Raw genomic sequence first — 18,043 nt, forward strand, 5'->3', positions numbered from 1 at the left:
CTGCCTCGCTATCGCTGCGACGCCGATACGCCCTGCATCAGCAGCGACAGGGCTTTCCGCAGGCTGGTTGTCGATGCCGCCTCTCCCTTGTCAAAGCCGAGCCGAACGACAACGAGGTCGTGCGAAGGAATGATGAACACCAACTGGCCGCCCGCACCGAGCATGTAATAGGCAGAGGTCGGAACCGGCCAGGCGCCCGTGCCGTTGATCCAGAAGAAGCCGCCATAGATGGGGCGCTTGTCGGCCGCCCACGTCGAGGCGACGGTACTCACGAACTTGACGAACCCCTCGGGCAGGAGGCGCTCGCCGTTCCATACCCCATCCTGCAGGTACAGATTGCCCAGGCGCGCCCAGTCGCGCGCCGACATGTAGTCGTAGCCCTGTGCCAGGAAGTTTCCGTAGGGGTCGGTCTCCAGTGTCATCGTGCGAATGCCGATCTTGTCGAACAAGGCTCTTTGCGGAAAAGAGAGGTACTGCTCGCCGCGCTTCTCCACTGCAAGTCGGATCAGGTAGTTGGCCAGCACCGGATCGGTGTTGCGATAGCGGCCGATGGTGTTTGGCGGCCATTGCTGGGGGCGGGTGGCTGCGTAGTTGAACGCGTTGATGCGCCCCGTGTAGAAGTATTTGTGGTCGGTGTAGGTCCCGTTGGGATCGAAGTCCGGGTCGTCCGGAGCCTTGATGCGCAGTCCGCTCGACATGTGAAGGATGTCGGCGATCCGGATCTCCTGGCGCTTGTCCCCCGCGGACTGCCATTCCGGGATCGGGGCGGGTTGGTCGAGCCGGTATTCGCCCTGCTTGATCAGCATGCCGAGCAGGGTGGCCGTGACGCTCTTTCCCATCGACCACGACTCGAGTGGCGTCGTCGCCGTGATGCCCGGCATGTAGCGTTCGCCGATGATCTGCCCCTTGTGCGTGACCACGAAGCCTGCCGTGTAGGCCTCCGGCAGCTCGAAGGCCGCGTCGAGCGCCTGGTTGATCTTCGTCCTGTCCAGCCCGGCCTCCGGCGCTGCGTCACTCAGGGCGTTGCCCATGGGCCAGGGCTGGGTGCCCGGATCGGGCAGTGTGCTGGTGACGGTCACCGGCGTGAAGTAGACATCGTCCTTGCCGGGTGGCAGCGTGATGCAACCTTGCGAGCCGTAGTAGCGGGCCACCAGCGTCGGGCCGTTGGGAATGGCGATGCGCACCTCTTTCTTGTCGCGGTCGACCACCGGCCTGCCGACCTTGCGCCGCTGGTCATAGGGGCCGGTGAAGTAGCCCACGCTCTCCGCCGCCAGGTTAGGGTCGAGGCCGGTGATGAACACGGCGGAGCACATCGCCTTGGCATACCCGGAGGTGTTGTGCTCCAGCGGATCGCCCGGCGGCGGCACGTAGGGAGTGTCCAGTTCGTAGGCCCGGGCCCGGGCGATGAGCGCTGCGGGTGCCGGCAATTCGGGCGCCGTGCCCGTGGGGTTGCTCGTGCCTGCGGCGGGTGCCGATCCGATGAGCCCGATTCCGCCGCCTCCGCCTCCACCTCCACCACCGCCGCCCCCGCACGAGGTCAGCGCAAGCAGGAAAAAAGCGCCAGTCGCCATGGCGCCGGAGATGCGGGCGGTCCTCTTCATTGGCTCTCCTCACATTTTTGTTACAGGAAAGTCTGCCCTAGAGTGGGGCGGATGGCAAATCCATGTTCGGCATTACCTCGGCTTGCCAAGGAGCCTGGCCCGATGCCTGAATCGCGTCCGGAGAAACCACGGCCCGAAGTCTAAAATCTTCGACGCACGAGAAGTCGGGGAGAAATCGGGATATGGAAGGCCCCGATACTGTCGCCGGAGACTCCCGCTGCACACGCCTCGGCAGCTTGAACAAGACCAATAATGAATCCCTCGGGCCCTTCGAAACTGCGCTTCGGTTTGCACACACGCCTCAGCCTCGGGGTGGCGGCGGTGGTTCTCACCGCCACGTTCACCATCGCGACCTGCGCGCTGCATTTCGTCAAATCCAGCCTGCGCGCGTCCATCGCCGGCGAGCAACTGGCCAGGGTGTCCGCCGTCGCGGACGCGATCGACCAGAAACTGAGCAGCCGCCGCATCCTGCTGCAGACTTTCGGCGACAGCGTGGTGGCCCAGGACTTCAAGGACGCCGAGCCGCTGCAAGCCTTTCTGGAGAAGCACGCGGCGCTCAAGCAGGCCTTCGACAACGTCGCCTTCATCGACATGGAAGGCAACCTGGTCGCCAACCAGAGCGGCGCGGTGCCCATCGGCAGCGTGAACATCAGGGACCGCGCCTATTTCCAGCAGACGGTGGCGTCCAAGGCCGGCATTATTTCGCAGCCCTACCGCAACCGGCTGAACGGCCTGGCGCAGGTGGCGATCACCGCGCCGGTGCTCGACGGTGCAGGGCAGGTGCGGTACGTGATTTCCGGGGCCATCAACCTCAAGGACCGCAACGTTTTGGGCGCGCTCGCCGAGGTCAAGATCGGCAAGACGGGCTACCTGTTCATCACGACCACCGACGGCATCGTGATCGACCATCCGCGCACGTCGCGCATCCTCAACCATGTGCAGGCTGAAGGCGGAGCCGGGCCGCAGGTGCTGCGGGCGATCGCGGGCTTCGAGGGCACGAGCGAAGGCGTCGACGAGCGCGGCGTGCCCGGCCTCTACGCCTTCGACCGCACCGAGCAGACGAACTGGATCGTCGGCTCGATGTACCCCAGCGCCGAGGCCTTCGCCCGTGTCGACGCCATCGAGCGTGCCGCGTGGATCGGTGCCGTGCTGCTGGCGCTGACCGCGGGCGCGCTGGCGCTGGGCGTGGTGCGCCGGCAACTGCGGCCTTTGGCCGAGCTGCACCATCACATGCAGGTGGCGCAGCAGTCGCCCCACGAGATCGAGGCGCCGATGCAGTACGCGCACGACGAAATCGGTGATCTCGCCCGCACCTTCGACGAGCTGATGAAGCAGCGCCGCGCCACCGAGCAGAGCCTGGCGCACAGCGAGGCGCAGGTTCGCACCATTGCCGACAACATTCCCGCGATGGTCTCGCACATCGATGCGTCGCTGCGCTACACCTTCGTCAATGCGCACGTGCGCGCGCTGCACAACAACGCGCCGCTGGTCGGCCGCGCGATGCCCGAGGTACGCGGCCAGCGCGACTTCGCACTGGTGGAGCCGCACATCGCGCGCGCGCTGGCCGGCGAGGCCGTGATCATCGAGAAGCCGGGCGATCCAGCGCTGGGCATCGGCAATCGCACTTTCAAGGCGCACTACATTCCCGACATCGATGCCGACGGCGTGGTGCGCGGCGTGTTCTCCATGACCTTCGACATCACGGAGGAAGTGACCATCCACAAGGCGCTGACCGAGCAGGAAAAGCGGCTGCGCGACGTGACGGACAGCATCCCCGCGCTGGTCGGCTACTTCGACCGCAACCAGAACTGCCTGTTCGGCAACATCCGGGCGCGGCAGATGGCGGGCGTGGGCGACGGCTCGCTGGTGGGCACGACGCTGCGCACCGCGCTTGGCGACGCCATGTACGCGCAGCACAAGCCCTACCTGCCGGTGATGTTCTCCGGCAAGAAGGTGCGCTTTTCGGTGCGTGCGCCCACGCGGGGCAAGGAGGGCTTCTTCCAGGTCAACCTCATTCCCGACAAGAACCTGCGCGGCGAGGTGGTGGGCTTCTACCTCATGAGCTTCAACATCACGGCGCTGAAGGAAGCCGAACTGCGCCAGGCCGAGAGCGAACTGCGGCTGCGTGCCATCACCGACAGCATGCCGGCGCTGATCACCTACATCGACCGCGAGGAAAAAATCACCTTCGCCAACGCCACCAGCCGCGAGTGGCTCGGCCTCGACCCGACGCAGGTGCTGGGGCGCCACATGCAGGACATCTCCGGGCGCGAGGTGTATCTCTCGCGCAAGCCGATGATCGAGCGCGCGCTGGCGGGCGAGAAGGTGGAGTTCGAGGCGCGCACCCAGCGCAAGGGCTTCGAGCGCATCACCCAGGTGATCTATGTGCCCGACGTGCGGTCCGACGGCCTGACGCACGGCATCTTCTCGCTGGCGCTGGACATCACCGCGCTGAAGGTGGTGGAGCACAAGCTCATCGAGCTGGCGCGGCTCGACACGCTCACCAGCCTGCCGAACCGGCTGGCCTTCAACGAATACCTGCCGGACGCGGTGCTGCGCGGGCGCTTCACCGGCAATTCGCTCGCGCTGATGTTCCTCGACATCGACCACTTCAAGGCCATCAACGACACGCTCGGCCACGCGGTGGGCGACGCCGTGCTGGTCGAATATGCGCGGCGCCTGCAGGGCAGCGTGCGCGGCACCGACATGGTGGCCCGGCTCGCGGGCGACGAGTTCGTGCTGGTGCTCGAAAACCTCGGCGGCCAGGAGGCGGTGGCCATCGTCGCGGCCAAGATCACGGATCGCATCGGCAAGCGGCCCTTCGAGGTGGACGGCCGGCAGATCGACGTCACGACCAGCATCGGCATCGCGTTCCACCGGGCCGCCGATTCCTTGGTGACGGCAGAAGAGCTGCTGGCGCGCGCCGATGCGGCGCTCTACAACGCGAAGGCGGCGGGGCGCAACCGCTTCGAGTTCTTCATGTCCATCAGGAACTTGCCGGACACGACGGCCGAGGCCCACTGAGGCGAGAAGAGCGCCGCGCCGCGGGCCCCGGTATCAGGGCAGCGGCGGCGCCACCGCGCGGTTCCTGCCCAGCGACTTCGCGGCGTAGAGCGCCTTGTCCGCTCGGCGCAGCGCGCTGGCCACGCTTTCCTCGTCGCGCAGCATCTGCGAGACACCGCAACTGATGGTGATGTGGCCCACCGGATCGATGAACGCATCGCCCACCAGCCGCACCAGCTCCGTGGCCGCCTGCATTGCCTCGGCCGCATTGGCGCCGGGCAGCATCAGCACGAATTCTTCGCCGCCCAGCCGCGCTGCTATATCTGACTTGCGCAGCCGGGTCTTCATGAGCCCGGCCACCGCCTTCAACACGAGATCGCCGGTGGCGTGGCCGAAGCGGTCGTTGACCGACTTGAAGTGGTCGATGTCGATCATCACGATGCCGAGCGGCGCGGTGTCGGGGTTCGACACGGCCAGCACCTGCTGCAGCCGTTCTTCCATGCCGTGGCGGTTGAGCAGGCCGGTCAGGGCGTCGAAGCGCGCCTGCCGGTCGAGCTCGGCGTTGGCGGTTTCCAGCGCGGCGGTGCGCTCCTTCACGCGCTGCTCCAGTTCGGCGTTGGCGCTGACCAGCTTGGCCGTCATGCCCGCGAGCGCCAGCGACAGCTGCTTGACCTCCGAGCTGCCCGCATTGGTGGGGATGCCGGTGTCGAGCCGGCCGGCACCGATGTCGCGTGCCACCGACGCGATCTGCCGCAACGGCCGCGTGAGCCGCTGCGCCAGCAACCAGCCAAGCACGAAGGCCAGGCCGGCACAGAGCAGGCCCAGCATCAGCGCCTTCCTGACGCCGTCGCGCGCCGCGGCGCGCGCCACGTCGGCGGGCTCGCGCGCCACCACGGTCCAGCCCAGGTCGATCTTGCCGTCGGTCGCCCCGACGGAGGCGGTAGCCATCAGGAACTCGCCGCCCGTCGATTCGCGCGCGAACTTCACCCCGGAGCCGCCGGTGGTGGACGGCTGCACGCCGAGGTCGGCCGAGCGGTCGAAGCCAGCGTCCGACGCGTAGATCACATGGTCTTTCGCGTCCAGCACGAACACCTCGAGGCGGCGCGCCAGGGCGTCGTCCGGGAAGAGCGACTCCACCACGCTGCGGGTCCATTCCCAGCTGCCGTGCATGCCCAGCACGCCGATCAGCTGCCCGTCGCGCCGGATGGGCGCCGCGAAGTCGACGAAGCGCTGCGGACCGCCGTCGCTGCCCTTGGGCAGCAGCGCCGCGAGCAGCTTGGCGGCGTGCACGTCGCCCACGTGCGTGCCGAGCAGGCCTTCCTGGAACCACGGCCGCTCGGCCACGTTGGCGCCGAGCAGCAGCTTGCCGGTGGACGCCTGGACCACGCCGTCGGGCGACACCACGCCGATCCACGCGCTGTAGGGCGTGAGCGCCTGGGTGCGCGAGATGGTCTGGATCACGCGCTCGGCGCCCAGGCCGTCCTTCCAGAGCGTGCTCGAGTCGGCAAGCAACTCGATCTCGCGCGTGCGCGAGGTGAGGCCGTCCGCGAGCGCCTTGGATGCGTTCCGCGCGATGGTGCGCAGCACGGCCGATTCGTCGGCCTCGCTCTTGCGCGCGAACATCGATCCCAGCACCAGCGAGAGCGTGACGGCCAGCACCGCCGCGAGCCCGCCGAAGCCCAGCGCCACCTGCGTGCGAAAGCTGCGAAACCAGCTTTTGCGGCGTGCCGGGGAGGGCGTGTCGTGGTTGTCGTCGTTCGCGGAATGGGCTGTGTACATCGATGGATGGTGCGCGGTTGTGGCTGCCCGTGCTCAGGGCACGGCGAGTACGTGGTTCTCGTGGCGGTCTTCGCCCAGGGCGAACCAGGTTCGTCCCTTGAGGCTGAAGCCGTGCTTTTCGTAGAAGCGGCAGGCGCGCTGGTTGCGGGTATTGACCGCCAGCCACATCGCATCGGCGCCGGTGCGCTCCCTTACCGCGATGCGTGCCTGCTCCAGCAACGCCGTGCCGACGCCGGCCCGGGTGAACCGCTCCTGCACGTAGAGCGTGCAGAGTTCCGTATTGCAGGCCAAGGCGAGCGGCTGCGCTGCATCGAAGCGCAACAGCGCGTAGCCGACGAGGTGCGCATCGTTCTGCGCGACCAGCAGAGCTGCTGCCGCGTCCTGCGCCAAAGCGGCAAAGCCCGACGGCGTGAACGCGTCGAGCACGTGGCGCCCCAGCAGGTCGTTCACGCCATCGGTGGCGTAGGTGTCGAGCCAGACCTGGATGGCCAAGGCCGCCAGCGCGTGCGCGTCGGTCGCAACGGCGGGGCGGACTTGGAGGGAAAAGAGCATTGCGCAGTAGATACGGGGCTTCGGTGTCCCTGGATTCTGCCTTTGCCGCGATTCCTGTGGATTCCCGCCAGGAGAAGGATCAGGCGGTTTGCGAAGCGCAATCGTGCAGTGTGTGGCGCGGTTCGCGCCGGTCCAGCGCGCGGCTCCACAGCGCGATGGCCAGGCCCGCGAGCGTGAGCAGCGCCGCCACCCAGCCCAGTGCGCGCAGCCCGGGGCCGTGTGCGATCACCACGCCGCCGACCCACGCGCCGAGCGCATTGCCCAGGTTGAAGGCCGCGATGTTCAGGCTCGACGCCAGGTTCTGTCCGGCTCCCGAGGCCTTTTCGAGCACCCGCAACTGCATGGGCGCCACCGTGGCGAACGAGGCCACGCCCAGCAGGCCGACGAAGGCCACCGCCATCCATGGCGTGCCGATGACCCACTGCATGACGCCTAGCACCACCGCCAGCACCGCCAGCGTGCCCAGCACGGCCGGCATCGTGGCGCGGTCGGCCAGCTTGCCGCCCAGGATGTTGCCCACGGCCAGCCCGCCGCCGAACACCAGCAGCACCGGCGACACCGCCGATTCCGACAGCCCCGTGACCTGCGTCAGCAGCGGCTGGATATAGGTGAAGACGGCCAGCACGCCGGCGAAGCCCAGCACCGTCATCGCAAGGCCCAGCAGCACTTGCGGGCGCACCAGCACCGCCAGTTCCTCGCGCAGCGGGGCGATCGGCGCGTCGGTTCGGCTGCGCGGCACGAACACGGCGAGTACCGCGAAGGCCAGCACGCCCAGCGCGGCGACCGCCCAGAACGCGGCGCGCCAGCCCAGGTGCAGGCCCAGCCATGCACCGGCCGGCACGCCCAGCAGCGTGGCGGCGGTCAGGCCGGTGAACATGATCGCGATGGCCGACGCCCGGCGCTCGGGCGCCACCAGTCCGGTGGCCACCACCGAGCCGACGCCGAAGAAGGTGCCGTGCGCCAGCGAAGTGACCACACGTGCGGCCATCAGCATTTCGTAGTTGGGCGCGAGCGCGCAGGCCAGGTTGCCGAGCGTGAAGATGGCCATCAGCGCGAGCAGCACCGTCTTGCGGGGCAGCTTGCGCGTGGCGATGGTGAGCACGGGAGCGCCGACCGCGACCCCGAGCGCGTAGCCCGAGATCAGCAGGCCGGCGGCCGTGATGGAAACATGCAGGTCCGTCGACACCTGCAGCAGCAGGCCCATGATGACGAACTCGGTGGTGCCTATTCCGAAGGCACCGGCGGTGAGGGCGAGTAGAGCGATTGGCATGATGCCCTGTACTGTGGAGACAAACAGGCTCGATGACTAGAATGCCGCGAGTACAAGCATTTGTGATTTGAAGTCACAAAAAAGGAAGCCTGCCATGCCGCGCATCGACGTCAACCGCTCCGGCGAAATGGAAGCTTTCGTCCAGGTGGTGGAATCGGGCGTCTTCTCGGCTGCGGCGCGCCTGCTGGGCATGACACCCTCCGCCGTGAGCAAGCTGATGTCGCGCATGGAGCTCCGCCTGGGCATACAGCTGGTTCACCGCTCCACCCGCAAGCTGCAGCTCACGCCAGAGGGCTCGGAGTTCTACGAGCGCAGCCTGCGCGTGCTGGCCGACATGGACGAGGCAGAACGCTGCGCCGCGGCCGGAGCGGCCCCGCGCGGGCGGGTGAGCATCAATGCGAGCGTGTCATTCGGGCAGCACAAGCTGGTGCCGCTGGTGCCGCGCCTGCTGGAGATGCATCCGCAGATCTCGCTCGACATCGCGCTCACCGACCGCATCGTCGACCTGATGGACGAGCGCGCGGACATCGCCATCCGATGGGGGCAATTGCCGTCTTCAGACCTGGTGGCGCGGCGGCTCGGCGAGACCAGCCAGTCGATCGTGGCTGCGCCGTCGTATCTTGCGAAGTACGGCACACCACGCACGCCGCAGGAGCTGGAGGCGCACAACCGGCTGGGCTGGAGCTACCGCCGCAACTCGCCCGATTGGCCGCTGCGCGTGGACGGGCGAACGCAGTGGCTGCCGGTGGCCGGCCCGGTGCGCGCGGGCGACGGCGAGACCTTGCGGCAGTTGGCCATCGCAGGGGCGGGCGTGGCGCGGCTGTCGCTGTATCACATACAGCACGACATCGACGCGGGCCGGCTGGTGCCGCTGCTGGAGGAGTTCAATCCCTGCGAGGTGGAGCCGATCCACGCGGTGTACATCGGCAAGGCCGGCACGCTGCCGGCCCGGGTGCGCGCGGTGCTGGACTTTCTGGTCGCGTGCTCAGGCGTGGGCGGCGGGCGCTACACGCTCAAGCGGACCGCGCCGACGCCGGGGAATTCGGCCGACACCTGATCGCCGCGCCGGCAGGGCAGCACGCCGACCCACGAGCCCGTGGTGACCACGGTGCCGGCCGGCACGGTGTGGCCGTGGCGCGTGAGGTGGCGCAGCCAGATGGGAAGCAGCCACGTGGGGTCGCCCAACGGGTGCGTGCCGGTGCGCAGCACCGTGTCCGCATTGCCGACCCTGGTCTCGCAGCGCTGCGAAGACCAATCGAGCGCGGCATACGGCTTCCATTCGCCGATCACCAGCGCGCCGTGTACCTGCGAGTCGGCCAGGCGCAGCAGGGCGGGCGTGGAGGGCAGGTCTTGCCAGCGGGCATCGACGATCTCGACCGACACGGCCATGGCATCGACGACCGATGCGGCGTTGCCGTGGTCGAGCGCCGCCGCCTGCGCGGGCGTGACGTCCTGGCCGAGCCGCAGTGCGATTTCCGCCTCGATGCCGGGCGTGTGGAGCACCAGGTCGCTGAAGTCCGCCGGGCTCGGGCGAACGCCGGCGGGCGGCAGCGGCGCATGCGTGAGCGTCGCGCTGCGCGAGCCGCCGCCCGACTTCCAGGTGCCGGGCACGGCAGCCGCGCCGAACCAGCCGAGCGCGGCGGCCACGGCGTCCTGCACTTCATAGGCCTGGTCGGCGGTTTCGAGCGTGTCGAGCCAGGGCGTGGCGTCGAGGGTGCGGTTGCCGCGGCGCGCGGCGACGAGGGCGTCGGTAAGGGCGGTCTGGGATGGGTTCATCTGCCCGATCTTCCCAGCTTCAGGTCTCGACATGGACATTTCCGTCCTTCACCACCTTCGCCCACTTCGCGATTTCCGTGCTGATGAACTGCTTGAACTTGTCCTGCGAGCCGCCGCCGTCTTCGGCGCCGTAGGTGTCCAGCCGTTCCTGCACGTCGGGCATCGCGAGCACGGTGTTGACGTCGCGGTTCACCTTCTGCGCGATGGAGGCCGGCAGCTTGCCCGGCCCCGCGAGCCCGTACCAGGTGGTCGCCTCGAAGCCCTGGAAGCCTTGCTCCTGCATGGTCGGCACGTTCGGGTGGCCCTTGGCGCGCTTGGTGCGCGTCTGCGCCACAGCGATCACGCGGCCGTTCTTCACGTGCGGCGTGGCGGCGGTCATGGTCTCGAAGCTGTACTGGATCTGCCCGCCCATCAGGTCGGCCAGCAGCGGGCCGCTGCCCTTGTACGGCACGTGCAGCGCATCGACGCCGCCCTGCAGCTTGAACATTTCCAGCGCCAGGTGCTGCGCCGAGCCCGCGCCGGCCGAGCCGAAGCTGAGGGTGCCCGGCGCGGCCTTGCAGGCGGCCACGATGTCCTTCACGCTCAGCGCCTTCTGCCCCGGATTGGCGATCAGCAGGTTGGGCGTGACGCCCACCAGCACGATGGGCACGAAGTCGCGCTCCACGTTGTAGCGCAGCTTGGGCTGCAGGCTGGGCGCCAGCGCATGGCTGTTGATGTGCGCCATGAGCAGCGTGCTGCCGTCGGCCGGCTGCTGCGCCACGTAGTCGGCCGCCAGCACGCCGGCCACGCCGCCCTTGTTCTCCACGATGACCTGCTGGCCCCACATGATGGTGAGCTTCTGCGCGACCACGCGGGCCAGGGCGTCGGTGCCGCCGCCCGGCGGAAAGCCGACCACGATGCGTACCGGCCCCGAAGGCCACTCCTGCGCGAAGAGCCGGGGCACGCCCAGCGTGGCGGCGGCCGCACCGGCGGCCTGGATGAGGGAACGTCTTTGCATCTTCTTTGTCTCCGTCGTAGGTAGGAATCCGATGCGCGCCGGGGGCGCTGTTGCCGGTGCAGCACCGGCAGTGCTGCGTGCCTATGCGGCTTTCTGCAGCTCGGCCGGTGCCGTGTGGTTCGCGAAGTGGTCCATGGCCGCGTGCACGCCGCTGCCGGCCAGCTTGATGCCCGCGAGCTTCATGCCCATCTCGACGCCCGCGACCATGGCCACCAGCGTCAGGTCGTTGCTGTCACCCAGGTGGCCCATGCGGAACATGCGGCCCTTGAGCTTGCCCAGGCCGGTGCCCAGCGAAAGGTCGAAGCGCTGGTGGATCAGCCGCCGCAGCGCGTCTGCATCGACGCCCTCGGGCGTGATCACGCCGGTGAGCACTGGCGAGTACACGGCCGGGTCGGCGCACTGGATCGGCAGGCCCCATGCATTGACGGCGGCGCGCACGCCCGCGGCCCAGCGCTGGTGGCGCGCGAACACGTTGTCCAGGCCTTCGCCGAGGATCATGTCCAGCGACTCCGACAGGCCGTACAGCAGGTTGGTGTTGGGCGTGTAGGGCCAGTAGCCGTCCTTGTTCATCTCGACGATCTCGTCCCAGGCCCAGAAGGCCTTGGGCAGCTTCGCGGTCTTCGAGACTTCGAGCGCGCGCGGCGACAGCGCGTTGAAGCTGATGCCCGGCGGCAGCATCAGGCCCTTCTGCGAGCCGCTCACGCACACGTCCACGCCCCATTCGTCGTGGCGGTAGTCCGCGCTGGCCAGGCCGGAGATGCTGTCCACCATCAGCAGCGCCGGGTGCCCCGCCGCGTCGATGGCCTTGCGCACCGAGGCGATGTCGGAGGTGACGCCGGTGGAGGTCTCGTTGTGCACCACGCACACGGCCTTGATTTTCTTTTCGGTGTCCTTGCGCAGGCGCGCTTCGATCAGTTCGGCCTGCACGCCGCGGCGCCAGCTCGGCGCGCTGGGCAGTTGCGCGTCGGTGCCCGGCCACGCGAGGAACTCGGTCGACAGGCCCAGGCGCGTGGCCATCTTCTGCCACAGCGAGGCGAAGTGGCCGGTTTCGTACATCAGCACGTGGTCGCCCGGGCTCAGCGTGTTGGCGAGCGCGGCCTCCCATGCGCCGGTGCCGGAGGCGGGGTAGATGGCGACCGGGTGCTTCGTCTTGAAGATTTGCCTGATGCCGCCCAGCACCTTCAGCCCCAGCGTGCCGAACTCGGGCCCGCGATGGTCGATGGTGGGCAGGCTCATGGCCCGCAGGATGCGGTCGGGCACGGGGCTGGGGCCGGGAATCTGGAGGAAGTGGCGGCCGGTGGGATGGATGTCGAGTTGCAGCATGGACTGTCCTTTCGCTTTTCAGTTTTGCATTCAAAATACATTTTGGTGCGATGGTTTACCCTGATGCATCTTGGTTGTTGGGGCGATTTTTTGCATTCAAAATGCATTCAAAGGGAAAAACCATGACAGCGGAAATCATCGAAATCTCGCGCCTGGCGTTGCACGACCAGGTGGCCTCGCGGCTGCGGACCATGCTGGTGGAGGGCTACATCGCGCCCGGCGCCAAGCTCAACGAACGCGAGCTGTGCCTGCAGCTGAACGTCTCGCGCACGCCGCTGCGCGAGGCCATCAAGCTGCTCGCGGCCGAAGGGCTGGTCGACCTGCTGCCCAACCGCGGCGCGGTGGCGGTGAAGCTCACCGAGGCCGATGTGCTCAACACCTTCGAGGTGCTGGCCATGCTCGAGGGCATGTCGGGCGAGCTGGCGGCCAAGCGGATCACCGACGACGAACTGGCCGAGGTGCGCGCGCTGCACTACGAAATGATGGCCTGCTTCGCGCGGCGCGACCTGTCGGGCTACTACCGCCTGAACGCGCGGATCCACACCGCCATCAACGACGCGGCGGCCAACCCGGTGCTGTCGAACACCTACCGTTCCATCAACGCCCGCGTGCAGTCGCTGCGCTTTCGCACCAACCAGAACGAGGCCAAGTGGAAGCACGCCGTGCAGGAGCACGAGCAGATGATCGACGCGCTGGCTGCGCGCGACGCCGCCGCCATGCGCCAGGTGCTCGTGTCGCATGTGCTGCGCAAGCGCGACACCGTGCTCGAGCTGCTGCGCGCCGGCGAAATCTATCCCTCGGCCAAGTCGAGCTGACCAGAGAACCACCATGCGCATCGATCCCGCCAGCCACATGCAGCCAGCCGGAACCGTTCTTCCGCCCAACGACACCTGCGAGCTGCTCGCGCGCCGGCTGCGTGCCGACACGCAGGGCGAGGTGCTGTTCGACGACGGTTCGCGCGGCCGCTACGCCACCGACGCGTCGATCTACCAGATCACGCCCGTGGGCGCCTTCGTGCCCACGAACGAACGCGACATCGCCACCGCCATCGACATCGCGCGCGACCTGAAGGTGCCGGTGCTCGCGCGCGGCGGCGGCACCAGCCAGTGCGGGCAGACCACGGGGGCGGCGCTGGTCATCGACAACAGCAAGCACTTCCGGCGCGTGCTCGACGTGAACGTGGAAGAGGGCACGGCCACGGTCGAGCCCGGCCTCGTGCTCGACCACCTGAATGAGCAGCTCAAGCCGCACGGCCTGTGGTACCCGGTGGACGTATCGACCAGCGCGCAGGCCACGCTGGGCGGCATGGCGGGCAACAACTCCTGCGGCTCGCGCTCCATCGCCTACGGCAACATGGTGCACAACGTGCTGGGCGCCAGCGCGTGGCTGTCGAACGGCGAACTGGTCGACTTCGGCCCCGTGGGTTCGCTGGGCGTGCGCGCGGCGGGCATCGCGCAGTTCGTGCGCGGGCTGGCCAGGCAGCAGCGCGAGCAGATCGCCGAGCACTGGCCCAAGGTGATGCGCCGCGTGGCGGGCTACAACCTCGACATCTTCGACAACCAGAGCGAGCGGCCGTACACGGCGGACGGCAGCGTGAACCTGGCGCACCTGCTGATCGGCTCCGAGGGCACGCTGGCCTATACACGCAGCCTGAAGCTCAAGCTCGCGCCGCTGCCGCGCGCCAAGGTACTGGGCATCGTCAACTTCCCGACCTTCCACGCGGCGATGGATGCGGCGCAGCACATCGTGAAGCTGGAGCCGACGGCGGTGGAGCTGGTCGACCGAACCATGATCGAGCTGAGCCTGGGGAACCCGGCGTTCAAGCCCACGGTGGAAACCGCGCTCATCGGCAAGCCGGCGGCCATCCTGCTGGTGGAGTTCTCGGGTGCAGAAAAGGCCGCGCTGCTGGCGCAACTTAAGCGGCTGGTCGAGCTGATGGGCGACCTCGGCCTGCCCGGCAGCGTGGTCGAGATGCCCGACGACGCGCGGCAGAAGAACCTGTGGGAAGTGCGCAAGGCAGGCCTCAACATCATGATGAGCCTCAAGGGCGACGGCAAGCCGGTGAGCTTTATCGAAGACTGCGCCGTGCCGCTTGAGCACCTGGCCGAATACACCGATGCGCTGACCGAAGTGTTCGCGAAGTACGGCAGCCGTGGCACCTGGTACGCGCACGCATCGGTCGGCACGCTGCATGTGCGGCCCATCCTGGACATGCGCGTGGACGGCGCCGCCAAGATGCGCGCCATTGCAGAAGAAGCGAGCGCGCTGGTGCGCAAGTACAAGGGCGCCTTCAGCGGCGAGCATGGCGACGGCCTGTGCCGCGGCGAGTGGATCGAATGGCAGTTCGGCCCGGCCATCAACGAAGCCTTCCGCGCCATCAAGCGCAAGCTCGACCCGCTGGACCTGTTCAACCCCGGCAAGATCATCGACACGCCGCGCATGGACGACGGCTCGCTGTTCCGCTTTGCGCCGGCCACCGCACCCAAGCCGTACCGACGCATCGAACTCAAGCCCGTGCTCGACTGGTCGGCATGGAACGTCAACGCCGACCCGGTGACCGAGGTGACCACCGCACCCGGCACCGGCGGCGACAGCACCGGCGGCCTCGCCAAGGCCGTGGAGATGTGCAACAACAACGGCCACTGCCGGAAGTTCGACGCCGGCACCATGTGCCCGAGCTACCGTGCGACGCGCGACGAGCAGCACCTGACGCGCGGCCGCGCCAACACGCTGCGCCTGGCGCTATCGGGCCAGCTCGGCCCCGATGCCTTCACCAGCGAGGCCATGCACGAGACCATGGACCTGTGCGTCGGCTGCAAGGGCTGCAAGCGCGACTGCCCCACGGGCGTGGACATGGCGAAGATGAAGATCGAGTTCCTCGATCACTACAAGAAGCGCCATGGCCACACGCTGAAAGACAAGCTCGTGGCCAGGCTGCCCGACTACGCGCACAAGGCCAGCCGCATGCCGTGGCTGCTGAACCTGCGCAACAGCGTGCCCGGCGCCGCTTGGATCGGCGAGAAGCTGCTGGGCTTTTCAGCGAAGCGCTCGCTGCCCGCCTGGCGCAGCGACACCTTCTGGCGCGCGAAGGACAACGAGCCCGGCCTTTTTGCCGATCGCGACGCGCTGCTGGCCGTCGCGCGGCGCGGCGGCAAGGCGGCGGTGCTGTTCGTCGACACCTTCAACGGCACCTTCGAGAGCGAGAACGCATTCGCGGCGGCGCGCGTGCTGCAGGCGGCCGGTTACCTGCTGCACACCGTCGAGAAGCACGGCGGCCACCACTGCTGCGGCCGCACCTTCCTGGCGAGCGGCATGGTCGAAGAGGCCAAGGCGAAGGCCGGGGCGCTGATCGATGCGCTCGTACCGCTGGCGCGGGCCGGCGTGCCCATCGTCGGACTGGAACCATCGTGCCTGCTCACCCTGCGCGACGAAACGCTGGTGATGGGCTTCGGCGAGAAGGCCGAGCTGGTGGCAAAGCATGCGCTGCTGTTCGAGGAATTCATCGCGCGGGAAGTGAAGCTCGGCCGCTTCGAACTGGCCTTGCGACCGGCCGAGACGCCGATCCTGCTGCACGGCCACTGCCACCAGAAAGCCTTCGGCGCGGTGAGCCCGGTGATGGAGGTGCTGAAGCTGATTCCCGGCACGCAGCCCGAGCTGATCGAAAGCTCGTGCTGCGGCATGGCCGGCAGCTTCGGCTACGAGGCCAGCCACTTCGAGGTGTCGATGCAGATGGCGGAAGCGAGCCTGCTGCCTGCCATCCGCGCCAGGCCCGACGCGGTCGTCGTGGCCGACGGCACCAGCTGCCGCCACCAGATAGAAGACGGCGCCCGGCGCGAGGCGGTGCACGTGGCGGTGCTGCTGGAGCGGCACCTGTTGCACAGCGACCCTGTCGCTGGCACGGCCTGAGGGGAGCCCCCGGCAGCAGGATCGGGCAGGCTGCCGCAAAATGCGCGGCACCCCCTTTGCTGCTGATGTCGACTTCGCTCACTTCCACCGCCGCCCCGGCACAGCCCGCGCTCCGTCTTGCATTCGCGCTCTCGATGGGCGCGGCCGTGTCGCTGGGCATCACGCGCTTTTCCTACGGTCTGCTGCTGCCGCCGATGCGCGCCGATCTCGGCTGGAGCTATGCGCTGGCCGGCGGCATGAACACGGCGAACGCGGTGGGCTACCTGATCGGCGCGCTGATCACGCCGATGCTGATGCGCCGCTTCGGCGTGACCCGGTTGCTGGTGGTGGGCGCCGTGCTGGCGAGCGTCTTCATGGCGGGCAGCGGCTTCGTGACGGCGGCACCTGCGTTGCTGCTGCAGCGCCTGCTGGCCGGCATAGCGAGCGCGTGGGTGTTCGTGGCGGGCGGCCTGCTGGCCGCGCGGCTCGGCGAGGCCGGGTCTTCGCGAGGGGGACTGCTGCTCGGCATCTACTACGGCGGTACCGGCTTCGGCATTGCGCTGTCGGCGCTGCTGGTGCCGCAGGTGTTGCGCGCGGCTGCGGACGTGCCGCACGGCTGGGCGTGGGCCTGGTGGGCGTTGGCCATCGCGAGCGCGGCGGCCACCTGCCTGCTGGCGTGGGCGGGCCGTGCGATGCCGGACAGTGGTCCCGCTGCGCACGCCGCGCCGTCGTCCGCTGCAGCTGCCAGCGCACCGCCGGTCGCGCTGCGCCGATTCGGCTGGGCGCTGGCGGGCTATGCGCTGTTCGGCATGGGCTACATCGGCTACATGACTTTCGTGATCGCGCTGCTGCGGGAGCAGGGTGCCAGTGCGGGATTCATCACGCTGTTCTATGCGCTGCTGGGTGTCGCCTGCGTGGCTTCTTCCCGTTTGTGGGCGGGCCTGCTCGACCGCTATCGCGGCGGCCAGCCGCAGGCGCTGCTGAACGGGCTGCTCGGCGTGGCCACGCTGCTGCCGGTGCTGAGCCCGTCGGCGCCGGTGGCGCTGGTGTCGGGCGTGCTGTTCGGCGGGGTGTTCCTGTCGGTGGTGGCGTCGACCACCGCGCTGGTTCGCCACAACCTGCCGCCCGCGCGTTGGGCGCAGGGCATCAGCATGTTCACCATCGTTTTCGCGGCGGGGCAGATCGTCGGGCCGACCGTCACCGGATGGATTTCCGACGGCGCCGGCGGCCTGGCGCGCGGCCTCGTGGCGTCGGCGATCACGCTGTGGGCTGCTGCCGTGCTTGCGTCGCGCCAGCATGCATTGCAGGAGACTCCATGAGCGGCTTTGCCCTGTTCGAGACTGCCATCGGCATGTGCGCGCTGGCGTGGGGCCCGCAGGGGCTGGTCGGCGTGCAGCTGCCCGCGGACGACGGCGAGCCGGCCACGCGGGCGCGCATGAGGCAGCGCTTTCCGGAACTGCGCGAAGGGCCACCCGACCAGATGGCGCAGCGCGCCATCTCGGCCATCCAGGGCCTGCTGCAGGGCGTGCACGACGACCTGAGCCATATCGAACTCGACATGCGTGGCGTGTCCGAGTTTCACCAGCGCATCTACGCGATCGCGCGGCGCATTCCGCCCGGGCAGACGCGCACCTATGGAGAGATCGCCGAGGAGCTTGGCGACAAGAGTCTGTCGCGCGCGGTGGGGCAGGCCATGGGCCACAACCCCTTCGCGCCGGTGGTGCCGTGCCACCGCGTGCTGGCGGCGGGCAACAAGCCGGGCGGTTTCTCGGCGGGCGGTGGTGCGCTGACCAAGCTGCGCATGCTCGCCATCGAGGACGCGCGGCCCAACGGGATGGCTTCGCTGTTCTAGCAGCG

The 18,043-nt window shown here is 68.5% G+C and carries 13 protein-coding genes; 6 read left to right on the plus strand and 7 right to left on the minus strand.

Annotated elements, in window-relative coordinates; genetic code table 11:
* Nucleotides 1-8: 8 nt before the first annotated feature.
* Nucleotides 9-1,601: a serine hydrolase domain-containing protein gene (locus AC1RVW_RS00205; RefSeq protein WP_493197262.1), complete on the minus strand. Its 1,593-nt coding sequence runs from the start codon at nucleotides 1,599-1,601 to the stop codon at nucleotides 9-11.
* Between the two features lie 288 nt (nucleotides 1,602-1,889).
* Here AC1RVW_RS00205 and AC1RVW_RS00210 point away from each other — a divergent pair, with 288 nt between their 5' ends.
* The gene (locus tag AC1RVW_RS00210) at nucleotides 1,890-4,625 is read left to right on the plus strand and encodes a sensor domain-containing diguanylate cyclase (protein ID WP_493197264.1); all 2,736 of its coding nucleotides are present in this window, start codon (nucleotides 1,890-1,892) and stop codon (nucleotides 4,623-4,625) included.
* 33 nt (nucleotides 4,626-4,658) lie between these two features.
* Here the strand turns inward: AC1RVW_RS00210 and AC1RVW_RS00215 are convergent, their stop codons facing one another.
* From AC1RVW_RS00215 to AC1RVW_RS00225, 3 genes are all read right to left on the minus strand, one after another.
* A complete protein-coding gene (locus tag AC1RVW_RS00215) occupies nucleotides 4,659-6,383 on the minus strand; it encodes a sensor domain-containing diguanylate cyclase (RefSeq protein ID WP_493197265.1) in 1,725 nt (574 codons plus the stop codon).
* Between the two features lie 33 nt (nucleotides 6,384-6,416).
* Complete coding sequence (locus AC1RVW_RS00220) at nucleotides 6,417-6,935, minus strand: GNAT family N-acetyltransferase (protein ID WP_493197267.1); 519 nt, start codon at nucleotides 6,933-6,935, stop codon at nucleotides 6,417-6,419.
* A 79-nt stretch (nucleotides 6,936-7,014) separates the two neighbouring features.
* Complete coding sequence (locus tag AC1RVW_RS00225; RefSeq protein WP_493197269.1) at nucleotides 7,015-8,205, minus strand: MFS transporter; 1,191 nt, start codon at nucleotides 8,203-8,205, stop codon at nucleotides 7,015-7,017.
* A 94-nt stretch (nucleotides 8,206-8,299) separates the two neighbouring features.
* Here AC1RVW_RS00225 and AC1RVW_RS00230 point away from each other — a divergent pair, with 94 nt between their 5' ends.
* A complete protein-coding gene (locus AC1RVW_RS00230; RefSeq protein WP_493197271.1) occupies nucleotides 8,300-9,262 on the plus strand; it encodes a LysR family transcriptional regulator in 963 nt (320 codons plus the stop codon).
* On the opposite strand, the gene AC1RVW_RS00235 is transcribed toward AC1RVW_RS00230, so the two are convergent.
* The 3 genes from AC1RVW_RS00235 to AC1RVW_RS00245 form a co-directional block, all read right to left on the minus strand.
* The gene (locus tag AC1RVW_RS00235; protein ID WP_493197273.1) at nucleotides 9,211-9,981 is read right to left on the minus strand and encodes a fumarylacetoacetate hydrolase family protein; all 771 of its coding nucleotides are present in this window, start codon (nucleotides 9,979-9,981) and stop codon (nucleotides 9,211-9,213) included. The two genes, AC1RVW_RS00230 and AC1RVW_RS00235, sit on opposite strands and share 52 nt — an antisense overlap.
* Nucleotides 9,982-10,000: 19 nt before the next feature.
* On the minus strand, nucleotides 10,001-10,978 hold the full coding sequence (locus AC1RVW_RS00240) for a Bug family tripartite tricarboxylate transporter substrate binding protein (protein WP_081269469.1): 978 nt from the start codon (nucleotides 10,976-10,978) through the stop codon (nucleotides 10,001-10,003).
* 81 nt (nucleotides 10,979-11,059) lie between these two features.
* Complete coding sequence (locus AC1RVW_RS00245; RefSeq protein ID WP_493197275.1) at nucleotides 11,060-12,301, minus strand: pyridoxal-phosphate-dependent aminotransferase family protein; 1,242 nt, start codon at nucleotides 12,299-12,301, stop codon at nucleotides 11,060-11,062.
* Between the two features lie 122 nt (nucleotides 12,302-12,423).
* Here AC1RVW_RS00245 and AC1RVW_RS00250 point away from each other — a divergent pair, with 122 nt between their 5' ends.
* The 4 genes from AC1RVW_RS00250 (at nucleotide 12,424) to AC1RVW_RS00265 (ending at nucleotide 18,038) form a co-directional block, all read left to right on the plus strand.
* Entirely contained in the window at nucleotides 12,424-13,116 is a 693-nt protein-coding gene (locus tag AC1RVW_RS00250) for a GntR family transcriptional regulator (protein WP_081269471.1), read from the plus strand.
* A gap of 13 nt (nucleotides 13,117-13,129) precedes the next feature.
* Complete coding sequence (locus AC1RVW_RS00255; protein ID WP_493197277.1) at nucleotides 13,130-16,207, plus strand: FAD-binding and (Fe-S)-binding domain-containing protein; 3,078 nt, start codon at nucleotides 13,130-13,132, stop codon at nucleotides 16,205-16,207.
* Between the two features lie 65 nt (nucleotides 16,208-16,272).
* Entirely contained in the window at nucleotides 16,273-17,505 is a 1,233-nt protein-coding gene (locus tag AC1RVW_RS00260; RefSeq protein WP_493197279.1) for a YbfB/YjiJ family MFS transporter, read from the plus strand.
* Nucleotides 17,502-18,038, plus strand: coding sequence for a methylated-DNA--[protein]-cysteine S-methyltransferase (locus tag AC1RVW_RS00265; protein WP_493197281.1), 537 nt, complete (start codon nucleotides 17,502-17,504; stop codon nucleotides 18,036-18,038). The genes AC1RVW_RS00260 and AC1RVW_RS00265 overlap by 4 nt, the downstream gene beginning before the upstream one ends.
* The last annotated feature ends 5 nt before the right edge of the window (nucleotides 18,039-18,043 follow it).

This window comes from Variovorax sp. MPBD4-3 (assembly GCF_058809745.1).